Origin of the sequence: Dulcicalothrix desertica PCC 7102, from assembly GCF_003991905.1 — a bacterium.
Classification (GTDB): Bacteria; Cyanobacteriota; Cyanobacteriia; order Cyanobacteriales; family Nostocaceae; genus Dulcicalothrix; species Dulcicalothrix desertica.
In genome coordinates this window covers 421551-444948 of record NZ_RSCL01000001.1, presented here as the reverse complement: position 1 = coordinate 444948, position 23398 = coordinate 421551, and the positions used below count along the sequence as shown (strand labels likewise).

Genomic DNA, 23398 nt, shown 5'->3' with positions numbered 1-23398 from the left:
ACTTGCGCTATTAGCATAGGGGTTTTCAACCCTATGCGGGTAAGAACGAAGCTAGTAATCTACAAATACACAAGTTTTGATTGTTACAACTATCTAGGCTGGTGCAAGATGTAAGTTAAAGAATTTGTTTGTAGCCATGCATAAATTATAATATTCCGCTCGTCATCAGGTTTTGGCTTGTATTCGCCATTTTGGATTTTTTCCAAAATATTGCCTTTAGCTTTGCAGCGAGTAAGATTGTCTTAGGAAATCCGCATGTTGTAGAGACGCGCTCCACCCAACCTACATCTATTGAAAATTTTGAATATAAGTATAGTATCCGACACAGGTTTACGAGTAAATACTGGTAGATTTTGAAGTCTCAGTGGTATTTAGGGTGAAACTCACAAAATTTATGAATATTACCTGGCAAGGCATACTGGCACAAACACCACAACCGGATTTATCTGTTCAACCTACACAATCGCTAAATAATGGGGTGAACTATATGCAACAGTTGTTGGCACAATTGGTTAGTTTTTTACCAACATTGCTTGCGGCAGTAGCTATTTTATTAGTTGGTTTGTTAGTTGCTAAGGTTGCAAGTACTATTGTACGAAAACTTCTCAATCGTACTGATATCGATAATCGCATTGCTGCTGGTATTCTAGGTCGTACAGACGGAAGGGATTTACCTAAAGTTGAGAAAGCAATCTCAACTTTTGTTTATTGGATTATTCTTCTCTTTACTGTTGTTGCTGTTTTACAAACACTCAATTTGCAGGTTGTTTCGCAACCTTTAAATAGTTTACTTAATCAAGTACTTGGATATGTTCCTAAATTAGCAGGCGCCGCAGCTCTACTTGCAGTTGCTTGGGCGGTTGCAACTGTTGTCAAGCTAATAACAGTACAAGGACTACGTAGTTCAAGACTTGATGAGCGTTTGAATTCACAGTTAGAAGATGGTGCATCGTCAAACCAGAAGCAATTATCTTTAAGTGAAACTATTGGTAATGCGCTTTACTGGTTTATCTTTTTATTATTTCTGTTGCCAATTCTGAATGCGTTAGAGTTAAATCAAGCGTTGCTTCCGGTACAGACTTTAGTTACAGAGATAATTTCGATTGTTCCAAATATTCTCGCTGCGGTATTAATTGCTGCTGCGGGCTGGCTGCTTGCTACGATTGTCAAACGAATTGTTACTAATTTAATTGCGTCTGCTGGAGGTGACCGTTTAGGCGCCTCGTTTGGTTTGCGTTCAACTACAGGGCAATCACTGTCAGGAATTATTGGCACGGTTGTTTACGTTCTGATATTGATTCCCGTAGCCATTGCAGCATTGAACGCTCTAAAAATAGATGCGATTTCTGTTCCAGCAGTTGCGATGCTGCAACAAATTCTCAATGCAATTCCCTTAATTTTCACGGCAGCATTTATAGTAGTAGCTTCTTACTTCTTAGCGCGCTTTGCTGCCGAACTCGTGACTAATATTCTTTCGAGCATTGGTTTCGACAATATCTTTTCTGTTCTGGGTATATCTACTCAACAAAAGGCGCCGTCACCTGCAACTACTACCCGCACACCATCCCAAGTCATGGGTACTGTGGTAATCGTAGGTATCATGTTATTTGCTACGGTTGCAGCTGTTGATATCTTAAAAATTCCCGCACTAACAGCGTTAGTTACTGCTCTAACTGTTGTTTTTGGCAGAATTTTATCGGGGTTAGCGGTATTTGCCGTTGGATTATTTCTTGCAAATTTAGCTTTTAGTCTTATTACCGCTTCTGGTAATCGTCAAGCTCAGATTCTAGGACAAATCGCGCGAGTGGCTATTATTGCTTTGGTTTCAGCGATGTCATTACAACAAATCGGCGTTGCTAGTGATATCGTTAATTTAGCATTTGGGTTATTACTCGGCGCCATAGCTGTTGCGATTGCTCTTGCATTTGGCTTAGGTGCGCGTGAAGTTGCAGGTGAACAAGTAAAAGAATTTCTTGCCTCTTTTAAAGACAAACGTAATTAATCATAAAAACCGTAGGGTGCGTGACTGCTACAAATCTTATAACTACGTTGAAATATTTTCGTAGCAGTCACGCACCGACAAGAGCGTTGTGGCAGTATCGTAACTTACATCTTGCACCTAGAACAGAAACCGGGCTTCTTTACGAAAAATTAACGTTTCATCGCAAGATTTTTGGCAAGAAGCCCGGTTTCTTTGGGCTTGTTACGAATGGTGCATCAGTACCGTTTGTAATTGAAGTTGTAAGCACCAACTGGTGGGACGATTACCATAAAAAGTTTGCGGACTAGAAATTATGGGCATTCCTGAGTACTGGATTGTAGATTATGCCGCATTGGGAAGTCGGGAATTTATAGGCGACCCTAAACAACCGACAATCTTTGTGTGCGAACGCTCTTGACGGGGAATACAGAAAGAAAATGTACGGAGGTAACGACTTAATTATCTCTCCCCGATTCCCCTATATTAACCTTACTGCACAACAGATTTTTGATTCTGCTTTGCCACGGTAAAATGAACGGCGCCGTTTAAACAGTTACTATCCCAAATTTTGGAATTTTTGGGATAGTAAAGTTAGCTTTGGTGGTGATGATACCTATATGCCTTCTAAGCGAAGAAAGTGCAGGCGCCCAGATGTTTCCCCTGCAACTATTGTGGCGCCATCTGAGGTAACTGCACAGCAATTAATACTACTTTCTCCAGTAAAACTGGCGATTTCTTTCTTAGATTGTAAATCCCAAACTTTTAGTGTCGTATCAGAAGAAGCAGAAATTAACTATTTCCCGCAAGAGGAGATAACAAAAGCGTTTACTGAATCTTTATGACCTGCAAGGCTAAAATTTTCTGCCTGATTTTTGATATCCCAAGCTTTAATAGTGCTGTCTGATGACGCAGTAATAATTTGTAATCCATCCTTACTGAAAGCTACAGCGTTTATTGACTTTCTATGACAATAAAAAGTCAAAACATTTTTGTGACTCAATAAATCCCATATTCTAAGCGCGCGATGCAATGAGCCAGAAGCAGCCCAAAGTCCATCATTACTCAAAGCTACAGCATTTATCAATTCTGTAGTCTTATTTACATCCTTATTTTTCTCATATTTTGTCAGATAGAGCTTGCCACTATCATCAAGAAATAAAGTATTCATGTTGCTATTAAAAGGAAAAATGCATGTTTCGTTTCCTGTTACTATTTCTACAACTATTAATTTATTGTTTGCGGCTATAATAGCCCATTTATCATTCGATGTAATTAAAACAGTATTCCATTGTTTAAAAGTTAATTTTTCATTTGTTTCTACATAATATATATTAATAATATAACCTGATAAATTTTGACGTTCAATATATGGTAATAAAAAGTTATACTCTATCTTTTTATAATTTTCATCCAAATATATTAAATTGTCAAAACGAATGTCTTTGTAGCGTGTATTATAATCAGATTCTTCCATTTTTTTAGATTCATCATTAATAGATAAGCTATTAATATGTAATGTACCATTAATAGATAAAAAATAAGTCCTTTTACCTGAGAGAGGATAATTACATATTTCTATTTTTTGAAAATTGTCAAAAATTATAATAGTATACTTACCAACATTAATCTTAAATTTATCATCAGAAGTAAAAGCGGAATAATCAGAAGCTTTCAAAACAATTTTTTCTCCTGTCTTTAAATACCAAAAATTTAAGTATTTTTTTTGTAAATTAATTTCTTTATCTGGTTTCAGAGTCGCCGACAATGCAAATAATCCTTTTCCAGTTGTTAAATTCCATAGCTTTAGCGTATTATCTTTAGAGGCAGAAATTAAACTCTTACCATTACCACTAATAGCAATTGCATTTACTTTAATATTATGACGAGTGAGGTTAGAAAAAGGTTTTGATACTAAGTTCCATCTCTTAATAGTATTATCAGATGAAGCAGAAATAGCTTGTTTTCCATCAGGGGTAACAACGACTGCATTTACCGCATATGCATGTTCAAAAAAAGTGAAATCTTCCTTACCTGTTTCTACATTCCAAACTTTAAGTGTAGTATCAGATGAGGCAGAAATAACTTGCTTACTATTGGGTATAATTGCAACAGCGTTTATTGAGTCATTATGAGCATTTTTACTAATTGGGTGCTTAAATATCTCTAAGTTCCAAACTTTAATAGTATGGTCAGAAGAAGCAGAAATAAATCGTTTACCGTCAGGAGTAACAACAAGTGCATTTATTGAGCCACCATGACTCGATGTGCTAAAAATTGTTTTACCTGTTTCTATATCCCAAATTTTTAAAGTATTGTCTAATAAACCGGAAATAACTGTAGACATATTTGGTGTAATAGCAACTGTGCTAACCCAATCATTATTCTTAGATGAGCTAAACAGTTGCTCTCCAGTCTCTAAACTCCAGTGTCGAAGATTGTTATTTGAAGAAGCGGAAATTACTTCTTTATCATCAAAACTAATAAATAGTGTTCTTATTTCCGAATTATGACGTTTGAATGTAAATTCTACTTGACCTGTTTCGAGGTTCCAAACCTTAATAATTCCGTCTGATGAACCAGAAATAACTAATTTATCATTTGAAGTTATAGCTAAAGTGTTTACTAAAGAACGATGACCATTTAAATTAAATTGTTTTTCTCCATTTTCCAGATTCCAAACGTTGATAATTTTATCTTCTTCTGCGGAGACTACTTGCTGACTCTTGCGACTAATACGAATGGAACTTATACGGCTACGATGACCATCAAAAGTTAATTTTTCTTCTCCTGTTTCTAAGTCCCAAACTTTTAGAGTTTTATCATAGGAACCAGAAATCACTCTTCTTCCATCAAAGGTAACAGCTACTGCTGTAACTGGGGCAGTGTGACCTAAGAGGTTAAATATTACTTCTCCTGTTTCTAAGTTCCAGACTTTCAAAGTATTATCTGATGAACCTGAAATTAATCTTTTACCATCCGCAGTAACGGTAATTGCATTAACTGAACCACTATGACCATTGAGGGTACGAACAAGGGCGCCTCCAGGGGGAGTTAAGCTAGCTGTTAAGGTGCGTAAGTAAAAGCTTCTAGTTGCTGCACAGGATTGTAAAAACGTTTGAATTTCTGGTGTGTCAAACGATAGCAGGCGCCCTGTTAACTGCCCAACTAGCTCAGTAGCATCTTGAATTAATACCGAAGCTGACAGTTGCAACGCACCTTGAATTAACTTTAAACAATACTTTTTATCCTCAGAAATCTCAACTTCAGTACGTAATAGCAAATCATAATCATTAATTAGCGCTTGCGGAGTCAAAGCGGAAATCTTAGCTTCAATAAAATCAAAATTAGTCAACCATTGGTAAAGCTGTTCATACCGACGAGCCTCACTCATGTAAGTTGTTAAGTGCCGACATGCTTGGTTTCTCTCTTCAGTATTTAAACTATTTAATTGTTTCTTAATATCTTTTGTTTCTACGCCTCCTGTTAGGTAATCCACCAATTCACCATACTTTTTCTTAAGAAATTTCATCTTCATAAGCTCCAGCAATCTCATCGCTTAACAGAAAATCTTGGAAGCTTTTGTGATAAATACTGTAGCGGCTTTCATTGCCAACTTTTACCTTGTGCAAAAACTGACCCCACTCGTCAAGTACACGCTGTACTATAAAAGGTTGTTTCTTAGATAATTGTGCAAGCATACGTACAGAAACTGGTTCAAGAGATATAGCTAGACGATATACAATATCTACTTTATCCATCGGTAAAGGTTGGGATATCATTCCCATACGCTGCCAATGCTGATAATAGTAACTTTGTAAGCCTTGAGGTAGGTTATTGATATTTAAACTCTGATAACTATTTGATTCTATCTCTGGCAAAATATAGTGTAGGTACATAAAGTTATTTTCGCTTTTATCTGCCAAAATTGTTACAAAATTCGCGTTTGTTACTTGCTGAGATTGAATCCAATTCTGTAAAGCTTGCTTTTGGTTAATGCGAAGTTTAATATAACTCTCTACGTCCTGACGACAGTTACTTTCATACCCACGCAGATTGAAATTTTTTACATTATTGACTACTAAAGGTAACTTTTGAGGTCGTTTAGTAAGAATAATATAGACTCCATTTGGTAAAGATTCGGGTAAATAAAGAACATTCACACCTGAACGATAATTACTAATATCAACTTCATCTAATGCATCAATAGCTATTATTAGTTTTTCTTGTATGCCTAATTTTTTACTAGCTTCCTGTAAAAGCTTAGAGAAAAATGTTCCATCACGTAAATTATCAGGGTGTATTGGAGTCGAATAGTTTGTTAACTGATAACGAGAAATTAACTGTTGACAAACACTTTCAATAAACTGCTCCGTGGTTACTCTGTTTTGTCTGATAATATTAAAGTAACCAATACATTTTGCTAACCGAATTAATTTGGCAATAATCGCACTTTTACCAAAACCTGGGTCAGCTTCAATAAGGAAATAACCCTTCTTTTGATTTAGTAAAAAATTCTTGATTTCATTGAATACAAACTGTCTACCTACAAAGTCTTGAATTTTCTCATTAATATAATCTTCAAAATCTGGATAAAACGGTTGGTTTTGTTTCAATAAAACAGCTAATCCATCTAGTTTAGTTTCAATTTTTATGATATGTTCGTAAAAAGATTGACTTGTTACCGAGCGGTTTAAAGCTTCGAGAATAAGAGCAAGTGCATCCTGCACATCTTTCTTACTTGCCGTCTTTCCTAATCGTTCAAGAATATATGAGTCATTTTTCTGCAAATCTTGTGTAGCGTCGATAATTTTACTCATCAACAACAACTGCATTTCTTTATAAGCTTGACCACCTCTACCAGCGTCATCCTTCAATACTTCTCGAACCGCTCTGGGAAATGTGGTATAGAGTTTTTCTGCAACGTGCTTCCTTAATTCTTCAGGAATCTCTACATTATTTAAAACACAAAGCCAGTTAAATATATCTTGCCAGTCCTTTTGTTCCAATAACCTGACTTTCTCAAACTCCTCGGTTTTTTTTGAAAAAATCAAAATTAGTTGATTTTCTCGAATAGGAGGAATTGGAATATCATCCCCGCTTTCTGTAGTCCACAACCACCAATTTTTACCTGTATTCCAAGAAATTTTGTGCAGTTCCAAAGAATATTGTGAAAACTCTTTTGCAACAGAATCAATTACAACTGCAATAGCCAAACCCACCACTTCTGTCAAGTCACGATGTTGCAAAATTTCTGAACTGTGACGTAAAACTTCCTCAAGATACTTAGGTAACTCGTTAGAAAAAATGTTGCTAATAACACCAATACCAGCACTTACTAGTGAGTTTGCTCCTAAACTTGGAGTCATTATTCCAGCACAGATCATAGCTGTACCACAGGTAAGTAGCCTGTTTTGAGTATTTTTTAAGTCCCTTAGCATATAGGAAATTTACACAAACCGAATGTAAATATAATAACTATTTTTACAGATAATTATAGCCCTTGATTGCAGTAAATTGACCGTACATCCCAAACTTCACGAGCCAAAGCCTGTCTTGATGATATGCGCGCAATCAGAAGACTGACCATAAGATAACGTTAATAAGCAGGCGCCCGCCAACCCACGGGGAATACAGCAAAATTAAGTATATGATGTACATAAATAATACACGCAACCTCGTAGAGACCGAATTAATTTTTTAAAAACACAAATACTATATAGTTCGAAATTAAGGTAGACAAAAAGCTGAAAGTATTGATAAATCGTTTGTTATCGAACGCTTACACTCAAATAAAACAGCAAAATGCTTGCCCCATATAGCTAATAAGCTCAAGCACAACCCAGGTGGGTAGACAAGTCTTTATAGAATCACCCTACGATACACTGTCTTGGAGAGGCGCCTCCATAATTTGTTACCAATGCGCTGTAAAATCACTCTCAACCTGGCTTTTCACGTCATGCGGAAAAACCAACGTAGAACCTAACCCCCCAACAGAGTTCCCTAAAAGGGAATTCCTGAGTATATTTGTTCCCCTCTCCTCGTAGGAGAGGGGTTAGGGGAGAGGTTTTTAATTTAAATTCGCATTTATATTTAACAATTAAATTCAATATCACGCTATTTTTCACTTTATGCCTGTAGACGAGAATACTAACAATAAAACTCATAAAAAACAGAGTGGTCATAAGCGTAACAACTCTGGTATAATCAATGTTAGTAAATTGGTGACACAAGCTGACCCCAATTTACTTCTTGATAAAAAACAATTATTAACCGTGTTACAAAGTGACTTCTCTGAAGGCATTAAGAAAATAGCTATAAAAGCGGCTATTCGGATAATAGAAGATACACAGGAACAACCAGAGCGCGCACGTGATGCTCACTATGTGGAAGAAGTTGCCGCGCCCTTTGCTTCTGTATAGTATTAATTTTAGGCTTGTAATGCTCTAAACCGCGCGTACATACCATTATGGTTTTGTAAAAGTTGATGATGATTACCAATTTCTACAATTTTTCCTTTTTCTAATACTACTATTCGGTCGGCTTTACGAATAGTCGAAAGTCGGTGAGCTACTACAAAGGTTGTACGGTTTTTCATTAAGCGTTCGAGTGCTTGTTGAATTAATGCTTCGGTTGCGGTGTCTACTGATGCTGTTGCTTCGTCTAATATTAATACTTTGGGGTTACGAATTAACGCGCGTGCGATGGCTAGTCTTTGACGTTGACCTCCCGAAAGTTTAACGCCATTTTCACCAATAAGGGTATCTAGTTGTTGCGGTAATTTATTAATAAATTCTAATGCGTTGGCATCAATAAGGGTTTGTTCTAGTTGCTTGTCACTAACTCCTTGTAACCCGTAAAGGATATTCTCGCGTACTGTGCCTTCAAATAGTATTGTCTCTTGGGGGACTATGGAGATAAACTGACGATAAGTTCTTAAGTCTAAGTCGCTCATGTCCTGCCCATCTAAATAAATTCTTCCTGCGGTTGGTCGCAAAAAACCAATTATAAGATTTAGCAAGGTAGACTTTCCGGCGCCGCTCGAACCGATAATAGCAATTGTCTCATTAGTATTTACTTGAAGAGAAAGATTATCAATCGCTTTATGGTAACTGTGTGGATAAGCAAAGCTAACTGCGTCGAATAAAAACTCTCCTTGTACTTGCTCAACTATACGCTTACCTTGATTAAGTTCTATATCTGGACATTCTAATATTTCACCTATCGACCGAATTGACTCAAACCCCGTGCCCATTTGCGGTAGTACTGTGAGTATTTGCACTACAGAGCCTGTAAGTGTATCAAAGTATCCTGCAAGTAACACTACATCACCTGCGGTAATTCCTCCGTAACCTGTATAAGCCAAATAACCTGATGTCACAAGACACACCGCATGAAACAACCGCAATATTACCCAACTTGAGGCGCCCGTAACTGCATTAATTCCATCTAACCGCATTGCAGCTTTTTTGACTGAGATTAAATGCGAACTTGTACGTTCCATCTCAGTTGCCTCTACTCCATGCGCGCGCGTCACAGGTACTAGCTTTATCATCTCAATCAAGTGCGCGGACATTACTTCAATTTTTCGCCGAAAATTATGGTTACGCTCAGTTATCGGCGCCTTCAAAATTTGTACTAAAATTACTGCAATGGGAATTGTAATTACAAAGAATAACAAAAACCACGGCGCCCGCATCGCAGTAACTACCACAGAAACTAAAATCGTTAATAATGCCGCAGGTACAAGCTGAAAAATATAAGTAGTTAGTATTTGAATTTCTTCTACATCTCGCAAAAGCTTAGACTGCAATACACCAGTACTGCGTTGCTTATAAAATCCAATACTGAGTTGCTGTAATTGCTGTGTCAAACTATACCGTAAATTAACTTCCATTTGGCGAGTTGCCGCGCTCATTGCCATAATATGCCAGTAATGAGTTGGTATATTTTGAACAATAGATACAGCTAAAACGGCGCCGTTAAGCCAAAGCTCAGTTAACTGATGTTGTTGGGGTCGAGAGATAATATCAACAATATTGGCAAAAACAACAGGACGTATCCACTCTGGACTGTGCTTGATTACATAAAACAGTAGTGATAGTAAAAGCTTGTGCCAATCATGGCGATATAGTAGAAGTAAAGTTTTGAATGGCGCCTGACTACGGTAAAAGTCTAACGTTAGTGTTTTCCCGTTATTTTTGCGGTTTAATATCATAAAACTGTATGGAATGGATATTACGTCTAGCTACGCATCAGGATATTCCTGCTTTACATGAACTTATCCCTCATTCAGTTCACCAATTACAAAAAGATTATTATTCTCTTGAACTTCGAGAAGGCGCCTTGGGTTCTGTTTTTGGTGTTGATAGTCAGCTTATCAAAGATAGTACTTATTTTGTAGTAGAAAACAATACTGGTATAATTGGATGCGGTGGATGGAGTTATCGCAAATTGCTATATGGTAGCGACCAACTTCATACTATAGATGAATATTCTTTACTTGACCCAAAATATGATGCAGCGAGGGTTCGTGCGTTTTTTGTAGACCCTAACCATGCTCGCAAAGGTATTGGTACTGCTACTTTAAGAGCTTGCGAAGAAGCTATTGTTGCTTCAGGTTATACTCGTGCTGAATTGGTTGCTACGTTGACAGGTGAGCATTTTTATGCATCGCATGGGTATGTTGCTGTGGAACAATATAATATTGAATTAAAAAATGGGCTAGTTTTGCCTGTTGTGCGGATGTTGAAAAGCTTTACCATGTGAGCAATTTAAACTTATAGGCGCCGAAATGTCCAAATACATACAGAAACCTCTGTAAGATAGCTTCTTGTCAAATAGCTTCTTGTCAAATAGCTTCTTGTGGGATGGGCATCCTTGCCCGTCCCAGTAAAACTTATGGTTGTTGGTGATCTGAAATTTTTTATGGGCTGCAAATTTTTATGGGCGGGCAGGGATGCCCGCTCCACAAGATAGACACAAGAGAGATAATTTTTGTGGGTTTGCTGCTTTGTTCGGAATCAAGCTTAAACATAATGAAGTAGTATATATCTCCTTGTCTCAACTTGATATTTTAATTATTAGTGCTACTCTACTGGAGGCTATATGTAATAAAAAGCACGTATTAACTGAATATGGAATTGTTGACTATACTTTTGTCTGGGTTACTGGGTTTAATAACTCCTGTTGGACTTGTGGTTGACCGCACCGCAGAAAAGGCAATTCGTTCGCAGTTTACTTCTGGACAATTACAAGTGCGTGTGGATAATGCACCAACGCATCAATTGCTACAAGGAAAACTTAACCGTGTTAGAATTGCTGGACGTTCGCTACAATTAAGGCGCCAGGATATTCGCATTGCCGCGTTGGAGTTAGAAACCGACGCAATTAAATTTAATCTTCAAAGCAGAGGGAAACGACCTTTTCTTAAGCAGCCTTTGCAAGCTGGTTTTAGGGTGGTTCTTACCGAAGCCGATGTTAATAAGCTTTTACAGTCAGAAACATTCTCATCGCGCATTAGTAAACTGAACATAGCTTCTATGGGTTCAGTCAATACGGTATCAAACCCTATATACCGTATTGTTAACCCTAGAGTAAAATTTTTAGCCAATCAGCGTGTCAATTTACAAGTAGAAATACTGGAGGAGGGTAATAATCAACCACTACTGGTAACGGTAGAAACAGGAATTACGGTAGTAGCAGGAAAAATCCAGCTAACTAATCCAGTTGCGAAAGCCAACTTAGAACAAGTCCCAGCTCGATTTTTAAATGTTATAGTAAATAACCTTAACCAACGCTTAAACTTACGTAACTTGGAAGCTGACGGTTTAATAATGCGAATTCTGAAATTTAATATGAACGCTAGTGAGTTAGAAATAGGTGCTTTTGTAAGAATTGAACCTTCTTCAAAATGGTTGAATGTCAGGTTATAAGTTTCGTCTTGTGCGGTAAATAGTCATTATACTCATGGTTCAAAGCGACAAGGAAGGTAAAAAAATGAGAGAACAGCCAAGAAATAATCGTATCTCTTCTGGTGTAATTGCGGCAGTCTCCGCTGCGGTTGTAGCTGTAAGTTCTGGTGTAGCTTGGATAACATGGCAAGCTACAAATAATACTCAGCCTGTCAATCCTCCTAAAGAGAGAGTTAGCCAGAATAATACTAAACCGCCAGCGACAACAGAGCAAACTGCCGAAATCTACTTGCTTAGAGATACTGGTAGAAATTTAGAATTAGTACCAATACCAGTAAGGGTATCAGCATCTAAAGATAAACCGTCGGAATTTCTACAAGCTGCATTCAATGGTTTATTGACTGCAAAAAATGATGGAGACACTAGTAGCACCATTCCATTGGGAACAAAAGTATTAGGAGTCAAAATAGAGAACGATGCTGTTCGGGTAAATTTATCTGAGGAATTTACTAGTGGTGGTGGAAGCGCGTCGATGACAGGACGTGTGGGACAAGTTTTGTATACTGCCACTAGCCTGAACCCCAATGCTAAAGTCTACATTGATGTAAACGGCAAGCAATTGGATGTTCTAGGTGGGGAAGGTTTGGAATTAGACCAGCCCTTGACTCGTGACAGCTTTGCTAAAAATTACCAGTTGTAATTATGTAGAGACGTGACATGTCGCGTCTCTCCATATACCTACACCCATAATTTTTCACTTTGTATTTAAGACGCGAAAGTTTTTGGCTTGCTGTTCGAGTCTGGTCGCAAGACGGTCACAGACTCGGTTGCAAAGTTCAAAAATCATTTCATCCTCTACCCGGTAGTAGGCACAGGTGCCTTCACTACGACGGCTAAGAATTCCGGCTTGCCACATCACCTTCAGGTGTTTTGAGACATTTGCCTGAGACGTCTGTGTTGCCTCCACCAATTCTTGTACGCATTTTTCTTCATCCCGCAATAGATGCAACAACTTTAGCCGCATTGGTTCACTCAGCAAGCTGAAATATTCCGCGACTTGTTGCACAACTTCTGGCGGTACAGGCAACATTTGTTTCATCAGGTTTGACCCGCAAGACTACACTGAATTAGTGAAAATTACATCTCCGTTATATAGATTAATACCTAATCGGGATTTATTCGCACCAGAGGTTGACCATATTCTACAGGTTCGCCATTTTGCACCAGAATTTCCATCACAGAGCCAGATATTTCGGCTTCGATTTCATTCATTAGCTTCATGGCTTCGATGATACAAACTGTATCACCTTTACGTACTCGACCACCGACTTCGATAAAAGGAGCTTCCCCAGGTGCAGACGCGCGATAAAATGTGCCTACCATTGGGGACGTTACTTCAACGAGTTTGGAATCGTTGGACGGGAGTGGATTTGTTGGGGGTGCGGTTGCACCATCCACGCGATTAGCAACAGATTCTACCACAGGAGGTGACACTATTACCTGTGGTGTCGCTGCCTGTGAAATTATTCCTGTGCTGCCTAACCCTGCTTGACCTATAGACAACATTTGATGAGGAGTACTAACAGCTTTACGTACTGTTATCTCAAAGTCGTCGCTTTTAAGCGTTACTTCGGCAATATCTGTTTGTGCAATAGTTGTTAATAATTGGCGGATTTCACTAAAGTCCAATGCCACAGTTTTTATTACCTCATCTAAAATATTCTGTTTGAATGTAGAAATCGCATTTTGAAATGGCGCCATTCCAAATATGTATCGCGTAGTTGAGCGCGCATTGCACAGACGGTAAGGAACCGTCCGGGCACATTCGCGGCTAGACACATAACAGGAGCGTACTCGAGTTGACCTATTTTTTTAAATAGAATCTGTACTAAGGCATTTACCTTATTCTCTACCTAAGTACTTATCTTCGCGTGTATCAATGCGGATGCGCTCTCCTTGTGCAATAAACAAGGGAACCATTACCGTGGCGCCTGTTTCTAACTTTGCTGGTTTACTACCACCCGTAGCTGTATCACCTTTAACACCTGGGTCGGTTTCGATGACTTCGAGTACTACTGAGTTAGGAAGTTCAACATCAAGCACTTGCTCATTCCAACGCACAACATTCGCTTCCATACCTTCCTTAAGGTACTTGACTTTATCGCCAATTTGTTGTGCAGTTAATCTACCCTCTTCGTAGGTTTCCATATCCATAAACACGTACTCGTCACCTTCTTTATAGGTGTGCTGCATCGTGCTTTTTTCAAGGTTTGCCTGCGGTACGGTTTCACCAGCACGGAAGGTTCGTTCTACGGTGTTACCACTTTGAGCATTTTTGAGCTTAGTCCGTACAAAAGCGGCGCCTTTACCTGGTTTAACGTGGAGAAACTCCACAACCCGCCATACAGACCCGTCTAGTACAATTGAGACACCAGGGCGAAAATCGTTACTGGAAATCATGAAACATTCAAATTTTCAAGACAATCGGCATTTATTGTACCCCTCATAAGGAGAAAATTGTTAATTAGTTGGCATCTTAGTATGAGAGTAAGGGGACTATCATTAACTACGGCTAAAAAATTATTCAGCCAGGATAATCAAACTTAATAGCACTAAAGGCGCCCACAAGTTGGGTATATCAGATACACTCATAAAGTAATAATTTTTACAGTCAGTCAAAAAACACCAATTTATAAAAATAAAGGTATACGCTTGTTGCAAAAAATTGAGTTTGTTCTAAGGCGCCGCTCCACGAGATAATTTAATAGATACACCAGCGCCCGTGGAGAACGCATTATGATATCTCCTGATACTGCGATATGGTTACAGGAACGCACAGCTTTAGGTATTTTATCCCCTGCGGTATTGGATGCTATTGCCGAAGTCATCGAAGAACAAGTTGTACCTGAGCAAACCCAACTCGTAAATGAAGGAACACAGCCAGAGGCGTTGTACATTATTAAAGAAGGTCGTATAGAAACAAGTAGCACCTCTAATAATGCGGCGCCTTGTTGTGGTTTACTTGCTGGTACTGTTGTTAATCTCAAAGAGTTTTTACTTCAACAAGATACTCAATACACAGTTACTACTCTAAGTGAATGTCATTTATGGGTAGTTCCAGGGGACAAATTCCGCGAAATAATTAATCAACATCCAGAAATTGCCCAAGCTGGAAATATATTACTAAAAGACGAATTAGCGCAGTTAGCTTCTGCTTTATCTTACGAACAGGAACGTTCGTTAGAATTGCGTCCATACTTAGTGACTAAAGCTAAACGTGGTATAGTTGGCGCCAGTAGGTACGCAACAAAACTACGCTCCCAAATTCGTGAAGCAGCAAATAACCGTAAGTCGGTGTTAGTTTTTGGTGAACCTGGTTTAGAAAAAGATAATATTGCCGCTTTAATTCACTACGGCTCAAATTACCGCCGTGAGCCTATTATTAAAATTAATTGTGGTATTCTGCAAACTAGCGGCGCCGATTTGTTTGGCAGGTATGGTGGTAAACCAGGACTATTAGAATATTTGGGCAATGGGACCTTAGTTCTAAATAATATTCAAGAATTACCAAAAGAACTTTTTCCAAGTATAAATAATTTAATCAAGAATGGGACTTATAAACCTGTAAACCGCTCCGAAGAAATAGAAATCGAATATCGAGTCAGTAATGCCCGCATAATCATTGTCTCAGAAAAATCATTACCGCAAGTTGAGCGCGCAGTTGGAACAATAATAAAAGTACCACCATTACGGGTACGCAAAGCTGATATCAAAGCGCAGGCTGATTACTATATTAGTTTGTACACAATAGCACGGGGAATTCCCAAAGCGCGTGTTACACCCGAAGCACTACGTCGGTTACAGTCATATGACTTTCCTGGCAATTTAAAAGAGTTAGAAAACTTGGTTGAACGGGCAATAGTTCAAGCACAAGAGCAAAATGAACTAACCGAAGAAATCTTTTGGTCAGCAGACACCAAGAAAAAACGCTTTCGAGTCAATCTATTAAATATATACCCGAATTTACGAAAATTCCTTCGCAGTGACTGGTACCCAGACCGAATAAACTATGGTTTTACGACTTTCGCGTTTGCTTTTATCGTCCTGGTCTTATTCCTCGGTCCACAAACGCGCGATAAAAACTTTGTATTAAATTTATTCTGGTCGTGGTGGTGGATGGGTTTTTTGTTTTTATTCCCCTTCCTTGGACGTATATGGTGCGCGTTTTGCCCTTTCATGATTTACGGTGAAATCACGCAGAAACTCTCACTAAAACTGTTTCCAAGACAACTTAAAAAATGGCCACGTGAAAAAGCCGAGAAATGGGGAGGTTGGTTTCTATATGGTTTATTTACTCTCATATTTCTGTGGGAAGAACTTTGGCATTTAGAAAACACCGCTTATTTATCTGGGTGCTTGCTGCTACTTATTACTGCTGGCGCCATGATTTTTTCAGCTATCTTTGAAAGAAGGTTTTGGTGTCGCTATCTTTGCCCTATTGGAGGAATGAACGGGTTATTCGCGAAACTCTCCATGACCGAACTACGCGCACAACAAGGTATTTGTTCAGCAACTTGCACCACCTACCAATGTTATAAAGGTGGGCCACAAAAAGGTGAAGGAATGGAAACGAACGGTTGTCCGCTATATTCTCATCCTGCCCAACTCGAAGATAACCGTGACTGCGTTTTGTGCATGACCTGTTTAAAAGCATGTCCACATCGTTCAGTTGAATTTAACTTACGTCCTCCCGGTATAGAACTATGGACTTCCCACATCCCACATACATACGAAGTCGCTTTGCTATTTTTAATGTTAGGAGGAGTATATTTACACCGCTTACCCGAAATACAAGCAAAACTCGGCGTAATCGTAATAATTGACTTCAGTCAATTCCAGCAGCACTTAGCATTCTCACTACTAGCTTTAATAGTGCCCATACTAATCCCCTTTGCCGCATACAGCATAATTAAACTTCAAAAGATTAAAAATCGTAAATTTATCGAACTCGCATATGGATACCTACCATTAGTTCTCGCAGGTAACTTAGCGCACTATCTACGCTTAGGTTTAGGAGAAGGTGGACGTATATTACCTGTAGCATTTGCAACCTTTGGAGTAAACGGTGAATTTTTACCCGTCGTAGTTGCACATCCTGCGGTAATTGCATTTTTACAAGGTTTCACATTAATATTAGGAGCATTCTTAGCCTTTGTACTGACGCAGAAAATAGGGCGCCAACCCATACGAATATTAATTTGGCAACATTTGGCAACAGTAATTTTAACAGCAAGCTTGTGGCAGATAATCGTGCTGTGATATTTAACGTATAAACGTCATATGTAGAGACGTTACATGTAACGTCTCTACGTAAACGTAAACAGGATGAGAAAATTAGCATTATTGTGCATCAACGTACTATCTATTTAAAACAAATTGTTCTGGAACGATAATAAAACGATAACGTGAACGTCCTACTGACCGAATTATCCAACTATATCCTTCAGGAGCTTTTGATTTAATGGAATCAGGTAAAATGTTTCGATAGCGAAAGCTGTAAATCACATCGCCAACGTTTTTAGGTGCCTCTATACCTAGTTCTTGAGCAACATCTATAATATCTTGACGCGCAAAATCTAATTCGGTCATCCCTTCTTGGTACTTAGAGAGAAAAATGCGCTCTATGATTTGTTCGTAGCGGTTAGAGGGTTTCATTACAACTGCTTATCACTAAAAGGGTAACTATTTGATGGCATTTTTCCTGACCAGCGAAGCAGCACAACTTCTTCTCGCATTTGTATCTTTTGTGGTTGTTGATAAGCGTGTACGAAATAAATCAATTCCAACTACTTCATAACCCAAACCTTGAGCTATATCAGCTAAAAGCGAACCTGTGCGAATCATCACTTGTAAAAAAGATTTTTGGTCGCCAACTATGTAAGCAAGCTGGGCGCCGGGACGTAGAATATATCTTAAATCAGCTAAATGCTTTGCCATCCCTCCAAAATATAATTTCACTGTTCGATGATAAAGTCGCTCAAACCCGCTTGTTTTACCTAGTTCTATTCGACGTTTTTCAATCTCGTTAGCAATTTGCTGAATTTCTAAATGTTTCGATACCCATATATCTAAGAAATCATCTTAATACATGCTTAATTTATATGACGCTTAAATTCTTTATACCAGGTTCCTTGTGAATGAAGTGTCCCTGTATCCCCTTCTGCAATTAATCCATATTCACGACTATTCAAAGCAAATTCTTCGCGACTACCATCAGTAAATTCAAAAGTGATGTAGTAATGAGTTGATGTGCTGGTATCTCCTGCTCCTCCTGAAACATGTTGTCGTTTACTTACTACTTTTGCTTCTCGGTTAATTATTGGCTGTTTCTTATTATATGCTGCGGTGGATATGCCTTTATAAATTGCAAAACCAAATAAGCCAAAAACTGTGGCAAATATACCAATGACAAATATTGGAATAATTAGAGAGAAAATTGAAAGTATATCAGAGCTAGAGGGTTGGGTTGGTTGAGTATTTACCTGAGAAAGTATAATTGTTTCTATATTAGTTTTGTTGTTGGGAACAATATACTTAGGGTTATTATGTATAAATAAGTTTGGCATATTGTTTATGTGCTTATATTTATATGTATATAATTATATACAATATGCGGGAATTTGATTCCGCAATAAGAATAGTATTTTTACAGATACTCTTGTGGAGCGGGCATAGAAAGCCCGCCTCTTACAAAATCAACTATCAAGCCACTGTATCAAATTAACTATCAAGCTACTTTTTTAATTAACGGGCAGGGATGCCCGTTCCACAATAAAATTAGTTCCACAAGATAAGACAAGAGAAATTTACCCTTTCAGATTAAGTGTTTACAGCTACAGCAAGTTTTTTTAGAAGCAAGTAAAAATATTAATAATCAATATTTGAGGCAGCTTCTCTTTACTATTGCTGCTGATTATGAAACCACGTATTATTGTTTGTGGCTTAGGACGCACTGGATATAAAGTGTTTCGTTTACTCCGTCAGCAGGGTGCAATGGTGGTGGGTATTCATCAGCGCCCTATTGCTGGTGAAACGGGACATGATGTGATTATTGGTAATTTACATACTGCTGCGACGTTGAAAGCAGCGGGTATTGAAAGCGCGCACACTTTGGTGATAGCTGGCCCCGATGATGCTATTAATTTGTCGGTGACTATGCAAGCGCGCGTTTTAAATCCTAATATTCGTATTATTAATCGCTTTTTTAATACTAGTTTGGGTGAACGTCTTGACCAAACTTTGCCCAACCATATGAGTATGAGTGTCGCAGGTTTGGCGGCGCCTGTATTTGCTTTTACTGCATTAGGTAGTAAAACGGTTGGACATATCAAGCTGTTTGAACAAACTTGGCCTATTCACGAAGAATATATAGATAACAAACATCCTTGGCACGGGCGCCAAATAGATGATTTGTGGGAAAATCGTTCGCGAATGCTAATTTATTATTTACCTGTAGATGGCGATAAAGATTTAGTTTCAGCAGTTTTAGAAAGACGACGTTTGCGCGAAGGGGACAGAATTATTGTTGGCACTAAACCAAAAGTACGCTCGAAGCGCAGGTCAATAATTGCTAAATTTCTCAAAATCATCACTAACATACAGCGCTTCCAAGAACATGCTAGCCCGCTAATTGCTATGACTACAGCACTTGCAGCTATTGTTCTGTTTGCCACGTTTATTTATACGTATACCAGTACTAATGTTTCAATTGTTGATGCATTGTATTTTGCCGTAGGGATGATAACAGGCGCCGGTGGTAACGATAAAGTTGTTGAACACGCTTCTACTAGCATTAAATTATTTACTGTAATTATGATGCTTGTAGGCGCCGGCGTAATTGGTCTACTATACGCGCTTCTTAATGACTTTGTTTTGGGTACTAGGTTTCGAGAATTCTTAGATGCAGCGCGCGTACCTCCACGTAACCACTATATAGTATGTGGACTCAGCGGTACTGGTATAAAAATTGTTCAAACTCTGCATGAAAGCGGACACGAAGTAGTTGTTATTGAACCCGACGCAAACAACCGCTTTGTTAATAACGCTCGCAGATGGGGAATACCAGTAATTAACGGTGATGCAACTTTTCCAACGATGCTCTCTGGTGCCAATTTAGAAACTGCAGCAGCACTATTAGCAGTTAGTGGTAACGATGCCACTAATTTAGAAATAGCCCTAAATGCTAAAGGGATTAAACCAACTGCACCAATAATAGTTCGCTACGCAGACCCAGACTTTGCGAGAATGGCACAGCAGGTATTTGACTTTGACGCAGTACTGAGTCCCGCAGAACTCGCGGCGCCTGCATTTGCTGCTGCTAGTTTGGGTGGACGCATTCTCGGTAACGGTATTACCAGAGATAGTCTTTGGGTAGCTTTAGCAACTTCCATATCTATTACCCATCCCTTCTGCTGTCTAAAAGTTCAAGATGCTGCAATGTTAGCCGACTGCGTACCCCTATACCTTGAAACCAATAATCAAACATTACACGGTTGGGATTTACTCAAAACCAATTTATGCCCAGGAGACATTCTATATCTAACCATGCCCGCTACTAAATTACACATGCTTTGGCGCCATAATTCAGTAATGAGTGCTGAGTACTAAGGTTTTGTAGATTGCTGTGGATTGTAACAACACCCAACCGAAACCCTCAAAGATACATTTTCACCATTTCTATCAACATTAAAATTCAACACCGTATCCAGACCACTAGACTGAATAGCATTTTGCACCTGCTTAAGATTACTCACATTATTACCATTAATGCTCAATATCACATCTCCAGGCTTAACACCACTTCGCGAAGCTGTCGAATTAGCATTTACACTCAAAACCAAAACACCATTATCTGTAGTTACTTGGAAAGGTAAATTACTCTTTTGATTCACTTCGTTTCGTTTCTCAGGTGTAAGTTCCACCATATTAATCCCTATAGAAGGATAACCAAGAAACTTTCTTTCTACAGGAGACTCAGTTAGTGACTTATTGGCGCCACTTAACGAGTAATTACGCAGAACAACTGAGTTATCTGGTCGTGTGGCAATTAAAAAGTTATCAGGTGCGTAAGTAAGATTAGGAGTGTTAGTTTTAACATCAATTGGGTTATTACCGACTAAAACCAATCCCTTAGCAGAAGACCAAAGCGTCATATTTTGTCGGACAGTCTGAGTTACACCATTATCACCAGGAAACCTAACGGCCATTAAACCAGATGTACCCCGCATTGATAATAAAGCTTGATGTTGTACAACACCGTTGGCAAAGTTTAGCTCCCACACTCCGTATATAGTGGTGTTTGCTGGTAGTAGTTCTCCAAAGAGTGGATTTTGCTGATTATTGTTTTCACTAAGTATATTAGGTAATGGTGTTGGAGTATTCGTTGGCGCCGTTTGAGTGTTTGATGATATAGGAGATACAGTATTTGTGGAAGCTGTACCAGGTAATTGTCCAACCACAACACGGCCTAAAATAATGTAACCCACAGCTAGAGCAATTAAAGATTTCCAAGGTATGTTGACTGGTTCTCCACCACCGTTAACTACTACACATCGAGCAATCATATCGTGAAGCGCTTGCTTTTCTGGCGTGAAAAATACCATTAAATAACCAACAAGAGCAACACCGAGAGATACCAAAATTAACAATCCGGCAAAAGCTAAGTAAGCAGTGTTTGCTTTGCCTGCACTAATAGTTTGTGACCTAACGGCAACAATTAGTGCAAAAATAAAAATAATTAACCACAAAGATTTTGCTAAATATCTGAGCGTCGCGCGACCAAAAGATATTTTTTTCCCATCCGTATCGGTGACAATAATCGATAGTAAGCGTTTTCCAAAAGTTGCTTGCAGTGATGAACTTTCCATAACTGCAAAATATACCCAACCAATTAACGTTGCTAATACATTTGCCGCTATTCCCTTGGGTGTAGATAATTCTTCACCAATAGGTGGTTTGCCATAAGCGATAAAGAACACTACTTGTAGTAAAAGACTATCGATTAATACAGCAACAAATCTTTTACCGATACTGGCATAGTGAGTTGTTGATATTGTAGTCATCTTGATTTCCTAATTACTAAAGATTTGGAAACAATATCGTGTAAAGTTTGTTTTTTAGTCGTAAATCCAGCAATAAAAAAGCCAAACAAAAATGTTATATATGATAAAATTTTCGAGAAGTATCTTTTGGCTGATTGCTCAAAAGTAATTCTATTTCCCGAAGCATCTGTAACCGCAATACCCAAAAGCATTTTACCTACAGTTCCCTGAATTGCAGAGCTTTCCATTACTGTGGCATAAACAAACCCAATAACTATATAGTAAAAAAATAATCTACCCCAAAACCCATCAGCATTTGCGGCGCCGTTTGTCATAAAATCAAATATAAAGCTGGCAATTATCAAAATTGTCTTATCAATTATATCTGCGGCAAACCGCGTTGAAAAACCTGCATAGCGAATATTAGGGACAGTCGAATTGATTACCTGTGGTGGTGGAGTTTGTCTGACACTTGATGGTAAAACTGTTTGCGTCAGTTCACGAATTGCCTGTAAAGCAAGGGTTGCGTTTTGATAGCGTTGCGACGGATGATAAGCTGTCATGGTACTTAAAACGCGCGCAAAATCTTCTGATACCAATACTCGTGGGCGCCAAATTACTTCAAACGTGTTCGGGTCAGTACCTAACTCGTGCGGAAACACACCCGTTAATGCTTCAATTCCAATCATCCCCACTGCGTATATATCACTACACAACATTGGATGCCCACGCATCTGTTCTATTGGCATGTAACCTTGTGTACCCACAACATACGTTGTTGATGCTACTTGCCCTTGAGTATTAAATACTTGCGTACTAATTTGTTTGACGGCGCCGAAGTCAATTAAAACGATTTGATTATTCGGCTTTTGCAGTATCAAGTTATCAGGTTTAATATCGCGATGCACGACTTCATGTTGATGAACGAACTCAAGAACTTCTAAAATATTTTGCAGTATAAAAATAACTCTGTTCTCATCCCATTGTTGCCCACGTATTAAATGTGACCTGAGATTATCCCCATTAATAAACTCTTGGACTAAAAAGAATTCCTGCTGTTCTTGAAAAAAACCTAACAAGTCAGGAATACGTGGATGTCTACCGAGTGCTTCTAACATCCGAGCTTCGCGTTCAAACGCCTGCTCTACCCACTGCATGGTAGATTGATTTTGAGGTTTGAGACGTTTAACTACACATTGCCGATTAAACTTAGATGTATCAATTGCGAGGAAAGTGTCTCCAAAACCACCACCTCCTAGTTGCGATATTACTTGGTAATGTCCCTGTAGTGTCTCTCCAACTAGGTTTTGCTGTAACATTTTTTTATAAAAGTCTAGATTCTGAGTTTATGTTTTTTATAAAGCACAAATACTAATACACAGATAGTACCGTGTTTTTATCCAGAT

The 23398-nt window shown here is 38.6% G+C and carries 19 protein-coding genes and 1 pseudogene; 8 read left to right on the top strand and 12 right to left on the bottom strand.

The window, feature by feature from the left end:
- Positions 1-394: 394 nt before the first annotated feature.
- Positions 395-2002, top strand: a complete 1608-nt coding sequence (locus DSM106972_RS01905) for a mechanosensitive ion channel (protein WP_127078290.1) — start codon at positions 395-397, stop codon at positions 2000-2002.
- 200 nt (positions 2003-2202) lie between these two features.
- Positions 2203-2511, top strand: a pseudogene (locus DSM106972_RS01900) (Uma2 family endonuclease); the annotation flags it as partial.
- An 83-nt stretch (positions 2512-2594) separates the two neighbouring features.
- Here DSM106972_RS01900 and DSM106972_RS55630 read toward each other — a convergent pair.
- From DSM106972_RS55630 to DSM106972_RS01885, 3 genes are read right to left on the bottom strand one after another with little or no spacing between them, the layout of a single operon-like run.
- On the bottom strand, positions 2595-2714 hold the full coding sequence (locus DSM106972_RS55630) for a hypothetical protein (protein WP_459178363.1): 120 nt from the start codon (positions 2712-2714) through the stop codon (positions 2595-2597).
- 60 nt (positions 2715-2774) lie between these two features.
- Positions 2775-5510: a BamB-related PQQ repeat family beta-propellar protein gene (locus DSM106972_RS01890; protein WP_158632746.1), complete on the bottom strand. Its 2736-nt coding sequence runs from the start codon at positions 5508-5510 to the stop codon at positions 2775-2777.
- On the bottom strand, positions 5497-7347 hold the full coding sequence (locus DSM106972_RS01885; RefSeq protein WP_127078285.1) for a P-loop domain-containing protein: 1851 nt from the start codon (positions 7345-7347) through the stop codon (positions 5497-5499). The genes DSM106972_RS01890 and DSM106972_RS01885 overlap by 14 nt, the downstream gene beginning before the upstream one ends.
- A gap of 762 nt (positions 7348-8109) precedes the next feature.
- Here DSM106972_RS01885 and DSM106972_RS01880 point away from each other — a divergent pair.
- On the top strand, positions 8110-8400 hold the full coding sequence (locus DSM106972_RS01880; RefSeq protein ID WP_186538583.1) for a hypothetical protein: 291 nt from the start codon (positions 8110-8112) through the stop codon (positions 8398-8400).
- 8 nt (positions 8401-8408) lie between these two features.
- Here the strand turns inward: DSM106972_RS01880 and DSM106972_RS01875 are convergent, their stop codons facing one another.
- On the bottom strand, positions 8409-10196 hold the full coding sequence (locus tag DSM106972_RS01875; RefSeq protein WP_127078283.1) for an ABC transporter ATP-binding protein: 1788 nt from the start codon (positions 10194-10196) through the stop codon (positions 8409-8411).
- An 8-nt stretch (positions 10197-10204) separates the two neighbouring features.
- Here DSM106972_RS01875 and DSM106972_RS01870 point away from each other — a divergent pair, with 8 nt between their 5' ends.
- From DSM106972_RS01870 to DSM106972_RS01860, 3 genes are all read left to right on the top strand, one after another.
- The gene (locus DSM106972_RS01870; protein WP_127078281.1) at positions 10205-10747 is read left to right on the top strand and encodes a GNAT family N-acetyltransferase; all 543 of its coding nucleotides are present in this window, start codon (positions 10205-10207) and stop codon (positions 10745-10747) included.
- Positions 10748-11115: 368 nt separating this feature from the next.
- Entirely contained in the window at positions 11116-11913 is a 798-nt protein-coding gene (locus tag DSM106972_RS01865) for an LmeA family phospholipid-binding protein (protein WP_127078279.1), read from the top strand.
- Between the two features lie 64 nt (positions 11914-11977).
- Positions 11978-12592 (top strand): GerMN domain-containing protein, encoded by a 615-nt coding sequence (locus DSM106972_RS01860; protein ID WP_127078277.1) that lies wholly within the window; start codon positions 11978-11980, stop codon positions 12590-12592.
- Positions 12593-12646: 54 nt separating this feature from the next.
- Here the strand turns inward: DSM106972_RS01860 and DSM106972_RS01855 are convergent, their stop codons facing one another.
- The 3 genes from DSM106972_RS01855 to efp form a co-directional block, all read right to left on the bottom strand.
- A complete protein-coding gene (locus DSM106972_RS01855; RefSeq protein WP_127078275.1) occupies positions 12647-12991 on the bottom strand; it encodes an ArsR/SmtB family transcription factor in 345 nt (114 codons plus the stop codon).
- Positions 12992-13056: 65 nt separating this feature from the next.
- The gene (gene accB, locus DSM106972_RS01850) at positions 13057-13587 is read right to left on the bottom strand and encodes an acetyl-CoA carboxylase biotin carboxyl carrier protein (RefSeq protein WP_127079105.1); all 531 of its coding nucleotides are present in this window, start codon (positions 13585-13587) and stop codon (positions 13057-13059) included.
- 207 nt (positions 13588-13794) lie between these two features.
- Positions 13795-14352: an elongation factor P gene (gene efp / locus DSM106972_RS01845; protein WP_019493184.1), complete on the bottom strand. Its 558-nt coding sequence runs from the start codon at positions 14350-14352 to the stop codon at positions 13795-13797.
- Positions 14353-14688: 336 nt separating this feature from the next.
- Here efp and DSM106972_RS01840 point away from each other — a divergent pair, with 336 nt between their 5' ends.
- Positions 14689-17211 carry a sigma 54-interacting transcriptional regulator gene (locus DSM106972_RS01840; protein WP_127078273.1) on the top strand — a complete coding sequence of 841 codons (2523 nt, stop codon included), beginning with the start codon at positions 14689-14691 and terminating at the stop codon, positions 17209-17211.
- A gap of 99 nt (positions 17212-17310) precedes the next feature.
- Here the strand turns inward: DSM106972_RS01840 and DSM106972_RS01835 are convergent, their stop codons facing one another.
- The 3 genes from DSM106972_RS01835 to DSM106972_RS01825 all read right to left on the bottom strand — a co-directional run bounded on the left by DSM106972_RS01835 (position 17311) and on the right by DSM106972_RS01825 (position 18518).
- Complete coding sequence (locus DSM106972_RS01835) at positions 17311-17607, bottom strand: hypothetical protein (RefSeq protein WP_127078271.1); 297 nt, start codon at positions 17605-17607, stop codon at positions 17311-17313.
- Between the two features lie 27 nt (positions 17608-17634).
- Positions 17635-17889, bottom strand: a complete 255-nt coding sequence (locus DSM106972_RS52425) for a hypothetical protein (RefSeq protein ID WP_201800662.1) — start codon at positions 17887-17889, stop codon at positions 17635-17637.
- Positions 17890-18044: 155 nt separating this feature from the next.
- Positions 18045-18518 (bottom strand): DUF2500 domain-containing protein, encoded by a 474-nt coding sequence (locus tag DSM106972_RS01825; protein WP_127078269.1) that lies wholly within the window; start codon positions 18516-18518, stop codon positions 18045-18047.
- Between the two features lie 349 nt (positions 18519-18867).
- Here DSM106972_RS01825 and DSM106972_RS01820 point away from each other — a divergent pair, with 349 nt between their 5' ends.
- The gene (locus DSM106972_RS01820) at positions 18868-20559 is read left to right on the top strand and encodes a potassium channel family protein (RefSeq protein ID WP_127078267.1); all 1692 of its coding nucleotides are present in this window, start codon (positions 18868-18870) and stop codon (positions 20557-20559) included.
- Here DSM106972_RS01820 and DSM106972_RS01815 read toward each other — a convergent pair.
- Complete coding sequence (locus tag DSM106972_RS01815) at positions 20556-22013, bottom strand: RDD family protein (RefSeq protein ID WP_127078265.1); 1458 nt, start codon at positions 22011-22013, stop codon at positions 20556-20558. The two genes, DSM106972_RS01820 and DSM106972_RS01815, sit on opposite strands and share 4 nt — an antisense overlap.
- Complete coding sequence (locus DSM106972_RS01810) at positions 22010-23311, bottom strand: protein kinase domain-containing protein (RefSeq protein WP_127078263.1); 1302 nt, start codon at positions 23309-23311, stop codon at positions 22010-22012. Before DSM106972_RS01810 ends, DSM106972_RS01815 begins: the two co-directional genes overlap by 4 nt.
- Between the last annotated feature and the right edge of the window lie 87 nt (positions 23312-23398).